14 protein-coding genes and 1 pseudogene are annotated in these 16,877 nt (G+C 62.5%); 11 read left to right on the top strand and 4 right to left on the bottom strand.

Annotated features, from left to right (window positions below; all coding sequences use genetic code 11):
• Window positions 1-29: 29 nt before the first annotated feature.
• The 6 genes from HBN98_RS06505 (at window position 30) to HBN98_RS06480 (ending at window position 5,967) form a co-directional block, all read left to right on the top strand.
• Window positions 30-1,685 carry an AMP-binding protein gene (locus HBN98_RS06505; RefSeq protein WP_083368208.1) on the top strand — a complete coding sequence of 552 codons (1,656 nt, stop codon included), beginning with the start codon at window positions 30-32 and terminating at the stop codon, window positions 1,683-1,685.
• 31 nt (window positions 1,686-1,716) lie between these two features.
• Window positions 1,717-2,160 (top strand): hotdog fold thioesterase, encoded by a 444-nt coding sequence (locus tag HBN98_RS06500; protein ID WP_083368209.1) that lies wholly within the window; start codon window positions 1,717-1,719, stop codon window positions 2,158-2,160.
• Between the two features lie 117 nt (window positions 2,161-2,277).
• Window positions 2,278-3,084: an alpha/beta fold hydrolase gene (locus tag HBN98_RS06495; RefSeq protein ID WP_083368210.1), complete on the top strand. Its 807-nt coding sequence runs from the start codon at window positions 2,278-2,280 to the stop codon at window positions 3,082-3,084.
• A complete protein-coding gene (locus HBN98_RS06490) occupies window positions 3,081-3,935 on the top strand; it encodes an alpha/beta hydrolase (protein ID WP_064588724.1) in 855 nt (284 codons plus the stop codon). Before HBN98_RS06495 ends, HBN98_RS06490 begins: the two co-directional genes overlap by 4 nt.
• 115 nt (window positions 3,936-4,050) lie before the next feature.
• Entirely contained in the window at window positions 4,051-4,857 is an 807-nt protein-coding gene (locus tag HBN98_RS06485; protein WP_064588723.1) for a DUF4892 domain-containing protein, read from the top strand.
• A 69-nt stretch (window positions 4,858-4,926) separates the two neighbouring features.
• The gene (locus tag HBN98_RS06480) at window positions 4,927-5,967 is read left to right on the top strand and encodes an AI-2E family transporter (protein ID WP_064588722.1); all 1,041 of its coding nucleotides are present in this window, start codon (window positions 4,927-4,929) and stop codon (window positions 5,965-5,967) included.
• A gap of 810 nt (window positions 5,968-6,777) precedes the next feature.
• Here the strand turns inward: HBN98_RS06480 and xopAW are convergent.
• The 3 genes from xopAW to HBN98_RS06465 all read right to left on the bottom strand — a co-directional run bounded on the left by xopAW (window position 6,778) and on the right by HBN98_RS06465 (window position 9,664).
• On the bottom strand, window positions 6,778-7,629 hold the full coding sequence (gene xopAW, locus HBN98_RS06475) for an EF-hand domain-containing protein (RefSeq protein ID WP_083368211.1): 852 nt from the start codon (window positions 7,627-7,629) through the stop codon (window positions 6,778-6,780).
• Window positions 7,630-7,862: 233 nt separating this feature from the next.
• Window positions 7,863-8,915, bottom strand: a complete 1,053-nt coding sequence (locus HBN98_RS06470; RefSeq protein WP_083368212.1) for a sensor histidine kinase — start codon at window positions 8,913-8,915, stop codon at window positions 7,863-7,865.
• On the bottom strand, window positions 8,915-9,664 hold the full coding sequence (locus HBN98_RS06465) for a response regulator (protein WP_025112978.1): 750 nt from the start codon (window positions 9,662-9,664) through the stop codon (window positions 8,915-8,917). The genes HBN98_RS06470 and HBN98_RS06465 overlap by 1 nt, the downstream gene beginning before the upstream one ends.
• Window positions 9,665-9,959: 295 nt before the next feature.
• On the opposite strand from HBN98_RS06465, the gene pyrF reads away from it, so the two are divergent.
• Window positions 9,960-10,658 carry an orotidine-5'-phosphate decarboxylase gene (gene pyrF, locus HBN98_RS06460; protein WP_007968913.1) on the top strand — a complete coding sequence of 233 codons (699 nt, stop codon included), beginning with the start codon at window positions 9,960-9,962 and terminating at the stop codon, window positions 10,656-10,658.
• 124 nt (window positions 10,659-10,782) lie between these two features.
• On the opposite strand, the gene HBN98_RS06455 is transcribed toward pyrF, so the two are convergent.
• Entirely contained in the window at window positions 10,783-11,787 is a 1,005-nt protein-coding gene (locus tag HBN98_RS06455; protein ID WP_064588718.1) for an NADP-dependent oxidoreductase, read from the bottom strand.
• Window positions 11,788-12,025: 238 nt separating this feature from the next.
• On the opposite strand from HBN98_RS06455, the gene HBN98_RS06450 reads away from it, so the two are divergent.
• The 4 genes and pseudogenes from HBN98_RS06450 to HBN98_RS28180 all read left to right on the top strand — a co-directional run bounded on the left by HBN98_RS06450 (window position 12,026) and on the right by HBN98_RS28180 (window position 16,427).
• Window positions 12,026-12,787 carry an SDR family oxidoreductase gene (locus tag HBN98_RS06450; protein WP_083368213.1) on the top strand — a complete coding sequence of 254 codons (762 nt, stop codon included), beginning with the start codon at window positions 12,026-12,028 and terminating at the stop codon, window positions 12,785-12,787.
• A gap of 193 nt (window positions 12,788-12,980) precedes the next feature.
• A complete protein-coding gene (locus HBN98_RS06445; RefSeq protein WP_083368214.1) occupies window positions 12,981-14,351 on the top strand; it encodes an aminotransferase-like domain-containing protein in 1,371 nt (456 codons plus the stop codon).
• 108 nt (window positions 14,352-14,459) lie between these two features.
• Window positions 14,460-15,518, top strand: a pseudogene (locus tag HBN98_RS28185) (methyl-accepting chemotaxis protein); the annotation flags it as partial.
• A gap of 27 nt (window positions 15,519-15,545) precedes the next feature.
• Window positions 15,546-16,427, top strand: coding sequence for a methyl-accepting chemotaxis protein (locus HBN98_RS28180; protein ID WP_418323059.1), 882 nt, complete (start codon window positions 15,546-15,548; stop codon window positions 16,425-16,427).
• Window positions 16,428-16,877 lie beyond the last annotated feature (450 nt).

Raw genomic sequence — 16,877 nt, 5'->3', positions numbered from 1 at the left:
TCCAGACCAAAAAAACAGGAGCGAGTCGCATGTCTGCCGCCTTCCGTTTGCCGCTGGACGTTTTTTACGAGCGTGAGGCCCGGCACCCGCGCCAGCGCTTCCTCGTGCAGCCCATCGGCGGCGGGCAGGTCGAGACTGTGACCTGGGCCGACGTCGGTCATCAGGCCCGTTGCGCCGCGCACTGGCTGCGCGCGCGGGAATTACCGCAAGGCAGCCACATCGCGCTGATCTCGAAAAACTGCGCGCACTGGATCATCGCCGATCTGGCGATCTGGATGGCCGGGCACGTGTCGGTGCCGCTGTATCCCAACCTCACCGCAGACTCGGTGAATCAGGTCCTCACCCACTCGGAAAGCGTCCTGGCGTTCATCGGCAAACTCGATGACTGGCCGGGGATGTCCAAAGGCATTCCGCCGGGGCTGGCGACCATCAGCCTGCCGCTGCATCCGCCGGGCGAGTTCGATTTCAGTTGGGACGACCTGCAAAAGAGTTCGCCGATCCAGGACGATCCGCGCCCGGCGGGCGAGCAACTGGCAACCATCATCTACACCTCCGGCACCACCGGGTTGCCCAAGGGTGTGATGCACAGCTTTGCCAATCTGGGATTTGCCACGACGCATGGCACGCAGTTGTTCGGGCTCAACGAGAACGATCGGCTGCTGTCATACCTGCCGCTGTGCCATGTCGCCGAACGGATGTTCGTTGAACTGGCGTCGATCTACACCGGGCAAACGGTGTTCTTTGCCGAAAGCCTCGACACCTTCATCACTGATCTGCAGCGGGCGCGGCCGACCGCGATGTTCGGCGTGCCGCGCATCTGGACCAAATTCCAGATGGGCGTGTACGGCAAGATCCCGGCCAAGCGCCTGGATTTCCTGCTCGGTCTGCCGTGGATTGGCAAGCGGGTCGGGCACAAGGTGTTGGCCGGGTTGGGGCTTGATGCACTGCGCGTCGCCCTGTCTGGCGCGGCGCCGGTGCCACAGACCTTGCTCAGTTGGTATCAGAAGCTCGGCCTCGATGTGCTGGAGGTCTATGGCATGACCGAGAGTTGCGGTTATTCGCACATCTGTCTGCCGGGCCAGTACAAACAGGGCTGGATCGGCAAGCCGTGCCCGGAGGTCGAAGTGCGGATCGACGAATCGGGCGAGGTGCAGGTGCGCAGTCAGGCGAACATGCTCGGCTATTTCAAGGAGCCGCAGAAAACCGCCGAGACCCTGGCCGAGGACGGCTTCCTGCGTACCGGCGACAAGGGCGAACAGGATGCCGAGGGGCGCTTGCGCCTGACCGGGCGGCTCAAGGAAATCTTCAAGACCAGCAAGGGCAAATACGTCGCCCCGGCGCCGATTGAAAACCGTCTGGCGGTGCATTCACGGATCGAGCAGGTGTGCGTGGTCGGTGATGGTCTGAGCGCGCCGCTGGGCTTGTGCGTGCTGTCGACGGTCAATCAGGACGAGGGGCGGGCGAGTCTGCATTCGAGCCTGGAAAAATTGCTCGAAGAGGTCAACGCGGTGCTCGACAAGCATGAACGCCTGCGCCGGCTGGTGGTGGTCAAGGACAGTTGGGCGGTGGAAAACGGTTTTCTCACGCCGACGTTGAAGATCAAGCGCAACGTCATCGAAGACACCTACGGCGCGCGGTTTGAAGAATGGAGCGCGCGCAGCGAGGCGGTGCTGTGGCAGGATTGAGCGACGATCAAAACAACAAAGGAAGCCTGCGATGACCTTGTGGCGCACCACTCCGAACATCGAGCAGTTGAATGCAATCCAGAAAAACACCATCGGTGAAGTGCTGGACATCCGCTTCGAGTCCTTCGACGAAGCGTCGCTGACGGCGAGCATGGTCATCGACCACCGTACCCACCAGCCTTACGGTCTGCTGCACGGCGGCGCCTCGGTGGTGCTGGCGGAAACCGTCGGTTCGATGGCCAGTTACCTGTGCATCGATGCCAGTAAGTTCTACTGCGTGGGGCTGGAGATCAATGCCAACCATTTGCGCGGCTTGCGCAGCGGGCGGGTGACGGCCGTGGCCTCGCCGATTCATATCGGTCGCACCACGCACGTCTGGGATATCCGCCTGACCAGCGATGAAGGCAAGGCCAGTTGTGTCTCGCGCCTGACCATGGCGGTGGTGCCGCTGGGCGAGCAGCCGCCGGCCCGTTGATGTTCGATGCGCCATAGCCATGACCGGACTGTCATCATTCCTGGCAGTTACGGTCATTGCTCAGGGCCGCGCTCTTGCGGACAATCAGCGCATGTTTCCGCTCATGGATTTACCGGCATGTCGCAACCGATCTTTTTCACCCACGCCAACGGGTTCCCCTCGGGCACCTATGGCAAGCTGTTCGCGGCGCTGGCGCCCGAGTATCGGGTCGCGCATCTGGACGTGCATGCCCATGACCCGCGGTTCCCGGCGGACGACAACTGGTACAACCTCGTCGACGAGTTGATCCACCATTTGCAGCAACAGGATCAACCGGTGTGGGGCGTCGGTCATTCCTTTGGCGGCGTGTTGCACCTGCACGCGGCGCTGCGTTGTCCTGAGCTGTATCGCGGCGTGGTGATGCTCGACTCGCCGGTGCTGACCCGCACCGACCAATGGGTGATCCGCGCGGCCAAGCGCTTCGGTTTCATCGACAGACTGACCCCGGCCGGGCGCACGTTGGGCCGTCGCGAAGAGTTTGCCGACCTCGAGAGTGCGCGCCGCTACTTTGCCGGCAAGAGCCTGTTTCGCGGTTTCGATCCGGAGTGCTTCGACGCCTACCTGCAACACGGTTTGCACAAGGTCGGCGACAGGTTGCGCCTGCGCTTCGATCCGGCTACCGAAATCAGCATCTATCGTGGCGTGCCGCACACCAGCCCGGGCCGCACCCGGCAGCTGAAAGTGCCACTGGCGGTGGTGCGCGGGCACAAGAGCCGCGTGGTGATGCGTCATCACGGCAGTTTTGTGTCGCGCCTGCCTCAGGGTGAATTGCTGAGCATGCCCGGCGGGCACATGTTTCCCCTGGAACGTCCACAGGACACCGCACGGCTGCTGAAAAATCTGTTCAACCGCTGGGAAGGTCGTCAGGACAAGGACTGCGCATGAGCCCGACCTTCGAAGAAGTGCGCCTGAGCCTGCCGCATATCGAACTGGCGGCGCATTTGTTCGGTCCCGAGGACGGTCTGCCGGTGATTGCCTTGCATGGCTGGCTCGACAACGCCAACAGCTTCGCGCGGCTGGCGCCCAAGCTCAAAGGCCTGCGCATCATTGCCCTGGACATGGCCGGGCACGGTCACTCCGGGCATCGGCCAAACGGCGCTGGTTACGCCTTGTGGGACTACGCCCATGATGTGTTGCAGGTGGCCGAGCAACTGGGCTGGAAGCGCTTCGGCCTGCTCGGGCATTCGATGGGGGCGATCGTTTCGCTGGTGCTGGCCGGCTCATTGCCGGAGCGCATCAGCCATCTGGCATTGATCGACGGGGTGATTCCGCCGACGGACAAAGGTGAAAATGCGGCCGAGCGCATGGGCATGGCGCTGCAGGCGCAACTGGACCTGCGCGAGAAGCGCAAACCGGTCTACAACACCCTCGATCGCGCCATCGAAGCGCGCATGAAAGGCCTGGTGGCGGTCAGTCGCGAAGCCGCCGAACTGCTGGCGCAACGCGGCTTGATGCCGGTGCCCGGCGGTTATACCTGGCGCACCGACAATCGCTTGACCCTGCCATCGCCGCTGCGCCTGACGCAGGAGCAGGCCATGGCCTTCGTTCAGCGCATCACCTGCCCGGCGCAACTGGTGGTCGCCGCCGACGGCATGCTGGCCCGACATCCGGAGTTGCTGGAACGTCTACCCTTTAGCCAGGAACAGCTGGCGGGCGGGCACCATTTGCACCTGAACGACGAGTCCGGTGCCGACCTTGTCGCAGACTGTTTCAATCGCTTCTTCGCCATTCCTTGACTTGCACCGGGCAACTGTCGAGGCTGGGCGGGTTGAAATGGGAGACAAACACGATGGATTTCTATACCGCTGCGACCCCGACCCGCCAAGCCATGCCGATCCGATGAGCCTGACTATGCGGTCACTCAGTCTGTTGGCGCTGTGCTGTTTCAGTCCCGTTCTATTCGCTGCCGATGTGCCGGGCAGCCAGGATCTGCAGATCGTGCCGCGTCTGGCCGATGCGCAGATCGTCGACTATCGCCCTCCCGTGGAGCTCGAGCGGATTTACCCGCTGGGCTCGATCCGCAAGATCAGCGGCCAGTTACGCTTCGATGGCCAGGTCACGGCGCGCGGCCAGACCACGTCGGTGACCTACGAGTTGCCACCGGAACACGCCGCCACCGAAGCCTTCACCGCTGCCCGTGAAGCCCTGCAAAAACAGGGTGCCGAGCTGCTGTTCTGGTGTCAGGCCCGCGACTGCGGCGAAAGCAGCCTGTGGGCCAACGAAGTGTTCGGCAATGCCAAGCTGTATGGTGCCGACGAGCAACAGGCCTATCTGCTGTTGCGTCTGGCCGCACCGCAGGACAACACCCTGGTGGCGCTCTACAGCATCACCCGTGGCAATCGCAAAGCCTATCTGCATGTCGAGCAGTTCGAGGCGGGCGCCCCGCTGGGCGAGCTGCTGCCGACCTCGGCCACGCTGTTGCGTCAACTCAAGAGCACTGGCGAGCTGAGCTTGCCAAAACTGGCGGGCGATCCGGATGACACCTGGTTGCGGTTGATTTCCCGTGGCTTGAACCTCGACACCACCCAGCGGGTGACGATTTCCGGGCCAAAGGCCGAGGCCTGGCGCCAGGCGCTGATCGGTCAGGGTGTGCGTGCGGCACGGATGGAGGCGGGGAGTGCCGACAGCGCGGGCCTGCGCATCGATCTGTTGCGATAAGCTGTACCGGGCGAGCACGCGTGGCGTGTTCGCCTACTCTTTGACGGACTGACTTTCTCGAGACCTTACATGCTCAATAACGATCGGCTGTTGGTGCAAATCCTCCTGCTGGTGCTGTTTGGCGCCAGCCTGTGGGTGATGGCGCCGTTCTGGTCGGCGCTGTTCTGGGGCGCGGTGCTGGCGTTCGCCAGTTGGCCGCTGATGCGTCTGCTGACCCGTTGGCTCAATGGTCGCGAATCGCTGGCCGCAGGTATCTTGACCCTGGGCTGGATGTTGCTGGTGGCGGCGCCGCTGGTGTGGCTGGGGTTCAACCTGGCCGATCATGTGCGCGATGCCACGGCGTTCATCAAGGATGTGCAGGTTGATGGCTTGCCGGAAGCACCGGTCTGGCTCGGCACTGTGCCGCTGGTGGGGGAGCGCCTGGTCGGGGTCTGGAACAGCATCGATCAGCAGGGCGCGGCACTGATGGTGTCGATCAAGCCGTATCTGGGGCAGGTCGGGAACTGGTTGCTGGCGCGCAGTGCGCAGATCGGCGGCGGGATTCTCGAGCTGACCCTGAGCATTGTTTTCGTATTCTTTTTCTACCGTGACGGGCCGCGACTGGCGGCGTTCGTGCACGGTCTGCTGCAGCGACTGATCGGTGAGCGGGCCGGGTATTACATCGAGTTGGTGGCCGGCACCGTGCAGCGGGTGGTCAACGGGGTGATCGGTACGGCGGCGGCCCAGGCGATTCTGGCGTTGATCGGGTTTCTGATCGCCGGGATTCCAGGGGCGCTGGTGCTGGGGATCGTGACCTTTCTGTTGAGCCTGATTCCGATGGGGCCACCGTTGGTGTGGATTCCGGCGACGGCCTGGCTGGCGTGGAAGGGTGAGTATGGGATGGCGGTGTTTCTGGGGATCTGGGGGACGTTCATCATCAGTGGCGTGGATAACGTGTTGAAGCCTTATCTGATCAGCCGTGGCGGGAATCTGCCGTTGGTGATTGTGTTGCTTGGGGTGTTTGGCGGGTTGATTGCGTTTGGGTTTATCGGGTTGTTTATTGGGCCGACGTTGTTGGCGGTGGCTTATAGTTTGTTGACGGATTGGAGCAAGAGTCAGGCTCGGGTTTAAGCATTGCGGCAGGCTTTTTGGGGATGGCGGGCATATCCGTTGCTTCGGGTGCTGCCGCTGGCGGTTTCGCCCTTACGGCGAGTCACTTTTTACAGCCGCCCGGGATGCCGGCCCAGTCAAAAGTAACCCAAAACGCTTGCCCCAACGTTCGGCCCTCGCCGTGGCTCGGGTCCCTTCGCTCCGGGATCCATCCGGGGGCATCGCCTACGGTTTGCTTCGCTGCACCTCCTCTCGATGTGTTCGACTTCGTCGAACGGTCGCTGCGCTCCCACCCCCGGATGAATCCCTCCACTCAGCCTGCCGACGGGGCCTTAAGATCAAGAGCTGCAGCCGAGCTAACGCTCATCCTGTTGAGTGGTGAGAAGCGGATGCGGTCTGCTGTTGATTTCTGTGGGAGCTGCGGTGCGACGATTCGACTTGCCAGCGATGGCGGCCTGACAGCCGACCAGTCTCCAGCTGAACGCACCCAATCCAACTGTAGGAGTGAGCCTGCTCGCGATGGCGGCCTGACAGCCGACCAGTCTCTAACTGAATGCACCCGATCCAACTGTGGGAGCTGGCTTGCCAGCGATGGTGGCCTGACAGCCAACCAGTCTCCAACTGAACGCACCCGATCCAACTGTGGGAGCTGGCTTGCCAGCGATGGCGGCCTGACAGCCAGCCAATCTCTGACTGAAAACACTGAATCAAACTGTGGGAGCGAGCCTGCTGGCGAAGAGGCCCTCTCAGCCAGCCACCCTCTTCCTGCTGCATTCAGATGACCGTTCCCACACCACTCCCATGGAAACGATCACCCTTCACCTCATCGACTCAAGTCGCCACATTCAGGTATTTGCCTACCGGCGCAGCATTGTCGAGTGAATACTGTTTGCTCAAGTTGGCAATCATCCGGTTCAGCGCTTCGGTGGTGGTCTGGGTGCTGGCGGTGTTTTCCTCAGGCGGGCGTTCCCGGCCGGCTTGCAACGCGGCTTTCAATTCGTCGCTGCTCACGCCGCCGCTGCTGTCGCTGTCCAGCACCTTGAGCAGTGCGGCGCTGGTATCAGTGCTGTTCGTTGAGGTGTTGTCGCTGCTGCTCTGTAACGCGCTACTGAGTTCGGTCGCGCTGATGCTGCCGTCGCCGTCGGCATCCAGTTGGCTGAACAGTTCGTCGCTGGAGGCTTGTTGCGGTGGTGGCGGCGGGGGCAGGCTGGCGGTGAGTTCGTCCTGGCTGACGGTGCCATCCTTGTTCTTGTCCAGGGCCGAGAAGATTTGGTTGCCGTCGGCGCTGCTGCCGGCGCTGGTCAGGCCGTTGTTCAGTTCATCGCTGCTGATGGCGCCGTCGCCATCGGTGTCGAGGGCGCTGATCAGGGCGTCGGCCAGGTCGGTGTTCGGGGCCTGGTCGCGGGGTGGCGGTGGGGGCGCCATGGCGGTCATTTCTTCGGCGCTGAGGCTGCCGCTGGCGTCGCTGTCCAGATCGCCGAATTGTTTGCTCAGGTTGACCAGCAGGCCGTCGTCGGACTTCTGTGACAGGGCGCTTTTCAGTTCGTCCTGGTCCACCGCGCCGTCGCCGTTGCTGTCGAGTTTGGCGAACAGCTGCTTTTGCAATTGCTGGCTGCGGGCGTTCTGGGTGGAGGTGCTGCTGGTGCTGGTATAGCTCGTGTAGTTGCTGACGCTACCGATCATGGGCTCACTCCTTGGACTGTAAAACCGGTGGGCGTACCGGCTTGTGCAGACTCAAGGGGCAAGTTGTCCTGGGTGTTTGGTTTTTGTACCGGTGGATACACACGATGCAATGAGCGCCACCGAAATCTGTGGCAGCGAGCCTGCTCGCGAAGAGGCCGGCACATTCAAAAGAGAGGTTGGATCAGCCGACGCCTTCGCGAGCAGGCTCGCTGCCACAGGGAATTGGGTGGTTCTCAGGTGCGCGGCAGGCGGATGATTGCGGTCAGGCCGCCGCCGGGTGTTTCGGCCAGGTTCAATTGCCCGCCCAGTCGTTGCGCCGCTTCTCGGGCAATGGTCATACCCAGGCCGACACCGCCGGAGTTGCGGTTGCGTGAGCCTTCCAGGCGATAGAACGGTTCGAACACTGCTTCGCGCTTGTCCTCGGCAATACCGGGGCCGTGGTCGATCACGCGGATCAGCAGTTGCTCGCGCTGATCCTGCAGCTCGATGCGCGCCTGTCCGGCATAGCGCAGGGCGTTGTCCATCAGGTTGTTGATGCACGAGCGCAATGCCATCGGCTGCACCTGCAGCGGTGCGCAATGGCCGCTGACCTGCACGTCCGCGCCTTGGTCCTGAGCGTTTTCGCACAGCGATTCGACCAGCGCCTGCACGTCCATCAACTGCAGGGCTTCGCTGGTGCGCTGTTCGTGCAGGTAGGTGAGGGTGGCGTCGAGCATGCCGATCATGTCGTTCAGGTCCTGGCGCATCTGGCCCTGCAGTTTGTCGTCGTCGATCTGTTCCAGCCGCAGTTTCAGCCGTGACAGCGGGGTGCGCAGGTCGTGGGAGACGGCGCCGAGCATGCGAGCCCGTTGCTGCACCTGTTCGCGAATGCGTTGTTGCATCAGGTTGAAGGTGTGCGCCGCTTGCCGTGCCTCACGCGGGCCGGACTCGTCCAGTGGCGGGCTGTCGAGGTCTTCGCTCAGGCGTTCGGCGGCGTCACTCAGGCGCTGAATCGGCCGGCTGAGCAGTTTGGCGCCGTACCAGGCAGCGATCATCAGCGAGATGAATTGAAACGTCAGTGGTACCAGCGGCCCGCCGAACCAGGGGCGTGGCGGGCGATGGGCGAAGCGTGGATCTGGCGGTGGCCGTTGGCCGTCGACGCCCTCGGCGAATTCCGGCGGGGGCGGCGGTGGGGGGGGCGGGCCGTAATGGTGGAACCAGGCAAAGGCCAGCAAGTGCGCCAGGACGATCGCCACGAACAGCATGCCAAACAGGCGGCCGAACAGCGTGTCGAAGCGCGCTCGCATCAGCCGATGTCTCGCGCGTCGAACAGGTAACCTTCACCGCGCACGGTTTTGATCAGCTGCGGGGCTTTCGGATCGTCGCCGAGTTTTTGCCGCAGGCGCGACACCAGCAAATCGATGCTGCGGTCGAAGGCTTCGATCGAACGGCCGCGGGCTGCGTCCAGCAGTTGTTCGCGGCTGAGCACGCGGCGCGGGCGTTCGATGAAGACCCAGAGCAGGCGGAATTCGGCGTTGGACAGTGGTACCACGAGGCCATCGTCGGCGATCAGCTGGCGCAGGACGCTGTTCAGGCGCCAGTTGTCGAAGCGGATGTTGGCGCGCTGTTCGGTGCGATCATCGCGCACCCGGCGCAGAATGGTCTGGATGCGTGCCACCAGTTCCCGCGGTTCGAACGGTTTGGCCATGTAGTCGTCGGCGCCCAGTTCCAGGCCGATGATGCGGTCGGTGGGCTCGCAGCGGGCGGTGAGCATCAGGATCGGGATGTCCGATTCGGCGCGCAGCCAGCGGCACAGCGACAGGCCGTCTTCGCCGGGCAGCATCAGGTCGAGGACCACCACGTCGAAATGCTCGGCCTGCAGCGCCTGACGCATGGCCGCGCCGTCGGTGACGCCGCTGGCGTGGATGTTGAAGCGGGCCAGGTAGTCGATCATCAGCTCACGGATCGGCACGTCATCGTCGACGATCAGCGCGCGGATGCTCCAGCGCTTGTCGTCTTTATGCTCATCAGTCACGGTCGTTTGGGTGTTGTGCATGGGGCTGTTCATCTGCCAGTAGGCCGCCAACCACAAAGATGGGCTGCGAGGTGGTGGTTTCAGCATAGGCGTCCTGCCGTGAGGCGGGAAGTGCTGATGTAAGGACGTGTTGCGGCTGGCGAGGCTAGCGCGGGCGCTTGTTGGCGGCGTGTCGGTTGTGTATCGGGTTCGACACAATAGCAGCGAGCGCTATGCTGATCACGTTTGCGGCGACGATTTACCGATCATCGGGTGCCGCGCCGCCGCCGCTTCCGCTACAATGCGCGCCGATTTCGACTTGCCTGAGAGCCCATCCATGTCCGCCTGCCAGACTCCCATCATCGTCGCCCTGGATTTCCCCACCCGTGACGCCGCACTGAAGCTGGCCGACCAGTTGGACCCGAAACTGTGCCGGGTCAAAGTGGGCAAGGAACTGTTCACCAGTTGCGCCGCGGAAATCGTCGGCACCCTGCGTGACAAAGGCTTCGAGGTGTTCCTCGACCTGAAATTCCATGACATCCCCAACACCACCGCGATGGCGGTGAAAGCCGCTGCCGAGATGGGCGTGTGGATGGTCAACGTGCATTGCTCCGGTGGCCTGCGCATGATGGCGGCCTGCCGCGAAGAGCTTTCCAAGCGCAGCGGCCCGCAGCCGTTGCTGATTGGTGTGACCGTGCTGACCAGCATGGAGCGCGAGGATCTGGCCGGTATCGGTCTGGACATCGAGCCGCAGGAGCAGGTGCTGCGCCTGGCTGCGCTGGCCGAGAAAGCCGGGATGGACGGTCTGGTGTGCTCGGCGCTGGAAGCCACCGCACTGAAGTCGGCGCACCCGTCGCTGCAACTGGTGACCCCGGGGATTCGTCCGGCGGGCAGCGCGCAAGATGACCAGCGTCGCATCCTGACCCCGCGTCAGGCGCTGGATGCCGGTTCCGACTACCTGGTGATCGGCCGTCCGATCAGTCAGGCGGCGGACCCGGCCAAGGCCCTGGCTTCGGTCGTGGCCGAAATCGCCTAAGCAACACCGCAAAACCCTGTAGGAGTGAGCCTGCTCGCGATAGCGGTCTGTCAAACAACGGTAATGTTGACTGACAGACTGCTATCGCGAGCAGGCTCACTCCTACATTTGTTTTGTGGTGGTCTTAAACTTTCAGCACCAACTTGCCGAAATTCTCCCCGCTGAACAACTTCATCAGCGTCTCCGGAAAGGTCTCCAGACCTTCGACGATGTCTTCCTTGCTCTTGAGCTGTCCCTTGGCCATCCAGCCGGCCATTTCCTGCGCGGCACTCGCGTACTGGGCGGCGTAGTCCATCACCACAAAGCCTTCCATGCGTGCACGGTTGACCAGCAGTGACAGGTAGTTGGCCGGGCCTTTGACCGCTTCCTTGTTGTTGTACTGGCTGATGGCACCGCAGATCACCACCCGGGCTTTCGGGGCCAGGCGACTGAGCACCGCGTCGAGGATCTCGCCACCGACGTTGTCGAAGTACACGTCGACGCCTTTCGGGCACTCGCGCTTGAGGCCGGCCAGCACGTCTTCGTGCTTGTAGTCGATCGCGCCGTCGAAGCCCAGTTCATCGATCAGGTATTTGCACTTGTCGGCGCCACCGGCAATGCCGATGACCCGGCAGCCTTTGATCTTGGCGATCTGCCCGGCAATGCTGCCCACCGCACCGGCAGCCCCGGAAAGAACCACGGTGTCGCCGGCCTTCGGCGCGCCGACGTCGAGCAGGGCGAAGTAGGCGGTCATGCCGGTCATGCCCAGCGCGGACAGGTACACCGGCAGCGGCGCCAGTTTCGGATCGACCTTGTAGAAACCTCTGGGCTCACCGAGGAAATAATCCTGCACGCCCAGGGCGCCATTGACGTAGTCGCCGACGGCAAAGCCCGGGTTATTGGAGGCGATGACTTTTCCGACGCCCAGGGCGCGCATCACTTCACCGATCGCGACCGGCGGGATGTAGGACTTGCCCTCGTTCATCCAGCCGCGCATGGCCGGGTCGAGGGAGAGGAATTCGTTCTTTACCAGGATCTGCCCCTGCGCAGGTTCGCCAAGCGGAACCTCCTGATAGGTGAAGGTCTCACGGGTGGCGGCGCCCACCGGGCGTTTGGCGAGCAGGAACTGGCGATTGGTCTGGGTGGTCATGGCAGGCACTCGAACTGAATGAAGCCTTGTTGATAGACCCTCAAGGTCAATGCTGCAAGGTTGGCTGATACGGCGAATGCGCAATGATCCAGTGCAGTGATAGTCCCCCAGCGGGTTTTATCACTGCGACGCATGGGCGCATAAACAGCCTTCTGATAGTGCTGACGCGCGGCGAACGTCGATGGCTATGCTGCGATTCTGAGCATCCCTCCCGCATCTCTCCTTCGAGGACATAACAATGAGCATGACGTTTTCCGGCCAGGTTGCTGTAGTGACGGGAGCGGCCAACGGCATCGGCCGTGCGACCGCGCAGGCGTTCGCTGCCGAAGGCCTGAAAGTGGTGGTGGCCGATCTAGATGCGGCGGGAGGCGAGGGCACCGTGGCACTGATTCGTACGGCCGGTGGCGAAGCGACCTTCGTGCGCTGCAACGTGACCGTCGAAAGTGAAGTAAAAAATCTGATGGACGAGGTGATCAACACCTACGGTCGCCTCGACTACGCCTTCAATAATGCCGGTATCGAAATCGAGCAGGGCAAGTTGGCCGATGGCACGATGGATGAGTTCGACGCGATCATGGGCGTCAACGTCAAAGGCGTCTGGCTGTGTATGAAATACCAGTTGCCGTTGCTGCTGGCGCAGGGTGGCGGCGCGATCGTCAACACCGCATCGGTGGCGGGACTAGGGGCGGCGCCGAAGATGAGCATCTATGCGGCATCCAAGCACGCGGTGATCGGCCTGACCAAGTCGGCGGCGATCGAGTACGCGAAGAAGAAAATCCGCGTCAACGCCGTGTGCCCGGCGGTGATCGACACCGACATGTTCCGCCGAGCCTACGAGGCCGATCCGAAGAAAGGCGAGTTCGCCAACGCGATGCACCCGGTCGGGCGTATTGGCAAGGTCGAGGAAATTGCCAGTGCCGTGTTGTATCTGTGCAGTGATGGCGCAGCGTTTACCACCGGTCATTCCCTGGCCGTGGACGGAGGCGTCACCGCTTTCTGACGCGGTACGGCATGACATGAAAAAACCCGCCAGCGTGCGGGTTTTTTCATGTCGGGCCGTCGGTTCTGTGTATTCGCTAAACAATGTGTATCAAACGGTTAGAACGGTCGCTTTTGACGGCGTTGTCGCACAGCCTGTACGGCGTGGCTGTGATTTACTGCCGCCAGCAAAACGGACGGGAGTTTGCGTGCTCATGGAATTGAGAATTGACCGACAGGCAATGGTGCCGGTCGTACAGCAGATTGTTGATGGAATGACCGACTGGATCTTGCGCAGTGGCGTGGCGCCGGGCACACGTCTGCCCTCCGTCAGACAAATTGCGCGCGCCAGTCTGCTCAGCCAGTCGTGTGTGGTCGAAGCTTGTGAGCGGCTTGTGGCGCAGGGCCTGCTGTCCGCACGCCAGGGGGCGGGATTCATGGTGGCCGCCGCACCGTTGAATGCCGGGTACAACAACCGGTTGGCCGGCATCGACGGCGGACCGCCGGCGGGCGGGTTGCACCTGGGCGAGGGTGGTTTGCCGCAGGGCTGGCGCGAATCCGATGACCTGAGCTACGCAATCCGTCAGGTGGCCCGGACCGACATGGCGAGCCTGTTCAACTACAGCAGCCCGCTGGGGCTGCCAGCGCTGCGTGAGCAGATCGGCAAACGCCTGCGGCTGATCGACATCCAGGCCGATGATGATCAGTTGCTGACCACCGCCGGTGCCAGCCACGCGCTGGATCTGCTGGTGCGCACGCTGCTCAAGGCTGGCGACTGCGTCGTGGTGGAAAATCCGGGCTACGCGCCGCTGTTCGAACTGTTGCGCCTGCACGGCGTGCAGTTGCTGGAAGTGCGCCGCACGCCGAGCGGTCCGGACCCTCAGGCGCTGGAGGCACTGCTGCAGCAATGTCGGCCGGTCGCTATGTTCATCAACAGTCATCACCATAATCCCACCGGTTCCTGCCTGACCACGGGCGTGGCGCAACAGGTCCTGCAATTGTGCAATGCTCATGATGTGCAACTGATCGAAGACGATGTCTACGCCGACCTGCACAACGGCAACGGGATTCGTTTGGCGGCTCTGGATGAGCGGGTGATCTACGTCGGCAGTTTTTCCAAGACGCTGAGCAGTTCACTGCGCGTCGGCTTCATCTGCGCCGGGCACGCGCTGATTGCGCGTCTGGCCCGGGTCAAGACAATCAGCAGCATGGGCGCCTCGAGTTTCAATGAGGCGGTGCTGGCCAGCCTGCTGGGCAGTGGCGCGTATCGCAAGATGGTGCAGCGTCAGCGGCAGCGCCTGAATACCGATCGGGCTGCCGCTTTGCAGGCGCTGGAAGACGCCGACTGGGAGGTGTTCGGCAAACCCTGTGGCGGGCTGTTCATCTGGGCCCGTTCGACGCAGAGCGATCCGGCCCGATTGCAGCGTCAGGCGCAGAGCAGTGGCGTGCGCCTGTGCGCCCCGGGGGCTTTCAGTCCGACTGGCGAAGCCGGCGCGTGGCAGCGGATCAATGTGGCCTATGCTTGTGATCCGCGGGCCCGACAGTTTTTTCGCAGTACCCGTGCGAATCGACCTCAAGCGTTCTGAAAACGACGCAGGCCTAGCTTTTTGCCATTATTCCGACGCCAGAGACTTGTGCTGCTTCATGGCCGTTGCGAATCTTCGTCAACAGACTTTGGCAGGGGACTACGCGCAATGATTTCGGCCGTGCAAGGACGTTTTGCCAACCTCGGTATGGCGAAAAAACTGGGTGTCGGGTTTGTACTGGTGCTGCTGTTGACCGCGCTGGTGGCCGCCATGGGTGTCTGGTCCCTGCAGACCATCAGTCAGCGTTTCGACGGCCTGAAACAGATGTCGGCGCTCAACAGCGCGTTGCTCAAAGTGCGGCTGCTTGAGCAGGACTATGCGCTGCACAGCAACCCGAAAACCGTCGATGCCTTGCACGAAGGCGTCGACGGCCTGCTGGCCCAGGCCGCGCAACTCAAGGCCAAATCGCCGGCGAACGTGGCGGTGATGAGCGATGTCGAGCAGTCACTGGGTGCCTATCGCAAGGCGTTCGACGAGTTCGTCTCGCTGACCCAGGCCAAGGATCTGGCGCTGGAAATGGCCAGTTGGTCGGTGTCCAGCGTGGCCAATAACCTGGATGTGCTGCAAGCCGGGCTGGCCGATGATGGCGCGTATACCTTGAAGGACACCGAAGGCAAGGACGGTGCGCAGTTCATCGAGCAGGCCAGTCAGGTCAGCCAGGTGTCGCGGCTGATGTTGCAGGCGATGAACGAGGCGCGGATTCGCCTCGACCAGAGCCGCAAGGGCGATGCCGACAGTGCCGGCAAGGGCAACATCGAACAGGCTGCTCAGGCCCAGGCTCAGGCCGAGCAGTTGAAGACCACGGTCAAGGATGAGGGCTACCTGACAGTCCTCAACGAAGTGTCCGGGCACATCGCCGGTTTCAACGACAAGCTGGCCGAATACACCGGCTTGCTCGCCCAGGAAAAAACCGTCTACGAACAGTTGCACCAGCGTGCGGCCCAAGTGGTGGAGCGTGTCGATCAGGCGTATGTCGCCGAGGACGGCGCGATGCAGGCGGAGCTGAAAAAAAACTCGGTGCTGATCATCGGTTCTTCGGCGCTGGCGTTGCTGGTCGGGCTGATTGCCGCGTGGGTCATTACCCGGTTGATCGTCGCGCCGTTGCGCAGCGTGATGCGCGTTGCGCAGCAGATCGCCGCCGGGGACTTGAGTGCGCGGGTCGAGGTGACCCGTCGTGATGAAATCGGCCAGTTGATGCTGGCGATGCAGCAGATGGGCACCGGCCTGAGCACGATCGTCAGCGGTTTGCAGGCGGGGATCGAACAGCTGGCCAGTTCTGCGCAATCGCTGTCGGCGGTGACTGAGCAGACCAATCTCGAAGTCAGCAGCCAGAAGGAAGAAACCGAACAGGTGGCCACCGCCATGAACCAGATGACTGCCACCGTGCATGATGTCGCGCGCAATGCCGAGGAGGCCGCATTGGCTGCGCAAACGGCGGATGGCAAGGTCGAGAGTGGGCAGCAGGTGGTGCGCCAGAGCATGGCGCGGATCGAGCAACTGGCGGATTCGGCGACGTCGGCCAGTTCGAGCATCGAAAGCCTCAGTGCGCAAATCCAGAATATCGGTACGGTGCTCGATGTGATCAAAAGTGTGGCCGAGCAGACCAATCTGCTGGCGCTGAACGCGGCGATCGAAGCGGCGCGGGCCGGGGAGCAGGGCAGGGGCTTTGCGGTGGTGGCCGATGAGGTGCGCGCGTTGGCCCGGCGTACCCAGCAGTCGACTGAAGAGATCGAACGGTTGGTCAGTGCGTTGCGTTCGGCGGCGCATTCGTCGGTGCAGCAGATTCAGAGCAGTGGGGAGTTGGTGAAGCTTGCCGTCAGTGATGCGCTGCAGACGGAGAGTGCGCTGGGCAGTATTGCGGCGGCGGTGTCGTTGATTCAGCAGATGAATCAGCAGATTGCGGCGGCCGCCGAGGAGCAGAGTTCGGTGGCTGAGGAGATCAATCGCAGTGTGACGAGTATTCGTGCGAGTGCGGATCAGTCTTCGATTGCGATGCGGGGGAATGCGGCTTCGAGTATTGAGCTGGCGCAGTTGGGGAGTGAGCTCAAGGGGATGGTTGGGCACTTTCGGCTTTGAGCTTTGAGCTTTTAGCTTTGAGCCTTGGCGGCCTTTGGGCCGACCAGGTTCTTGGGGGTTTGGGTGTATATCCGTTGCTTCGGGTGTTGCCGCTGGCGGTTTCGCTCTTACAGCGAGTCCCTTTGGCAGACGCCCCAAAGGAACCAAAGGTCTGGGCCCCGGCGTTCGGCCCTCGCTTAGGCTCGGGTTCCTTCGTTCCGGGATTCATCCGGGGGCATCGTCTACGGTTTGCTTCGCTGCACCTCCTCTCGATGTGTTTGGCTGCGCCAAACGGTCGCTGCGCTCCCACCCCCGGATAAACCCCTCCACTCAGCCTGCCGAAGGGGCCTTAAGATCAAAAGCGAGGCGAGCTGACACTCGGCCTGTGGGGCGCAGGTACGCGATCATTGTGAGAGCTGGTTTGCCTCCTCGGCGGCCTGACAGCCGACCAATCTCTAACTGCCTGTCCCA

The sequence above is a fragment of the Pseudomonas koreensis genome (assembly GCF_012986595.1).
Taxonomy (GTDB): Bacteria; Pseudomonadota; Gammaproteobacteria; order Pseudomonadales; family Pseudomonadaceae; genus Aquipseudomonas; species Aquipseudomonas koreensis.
This window is presented reverse-complemented; position numbering and strand designations above follow the sequence as displayed.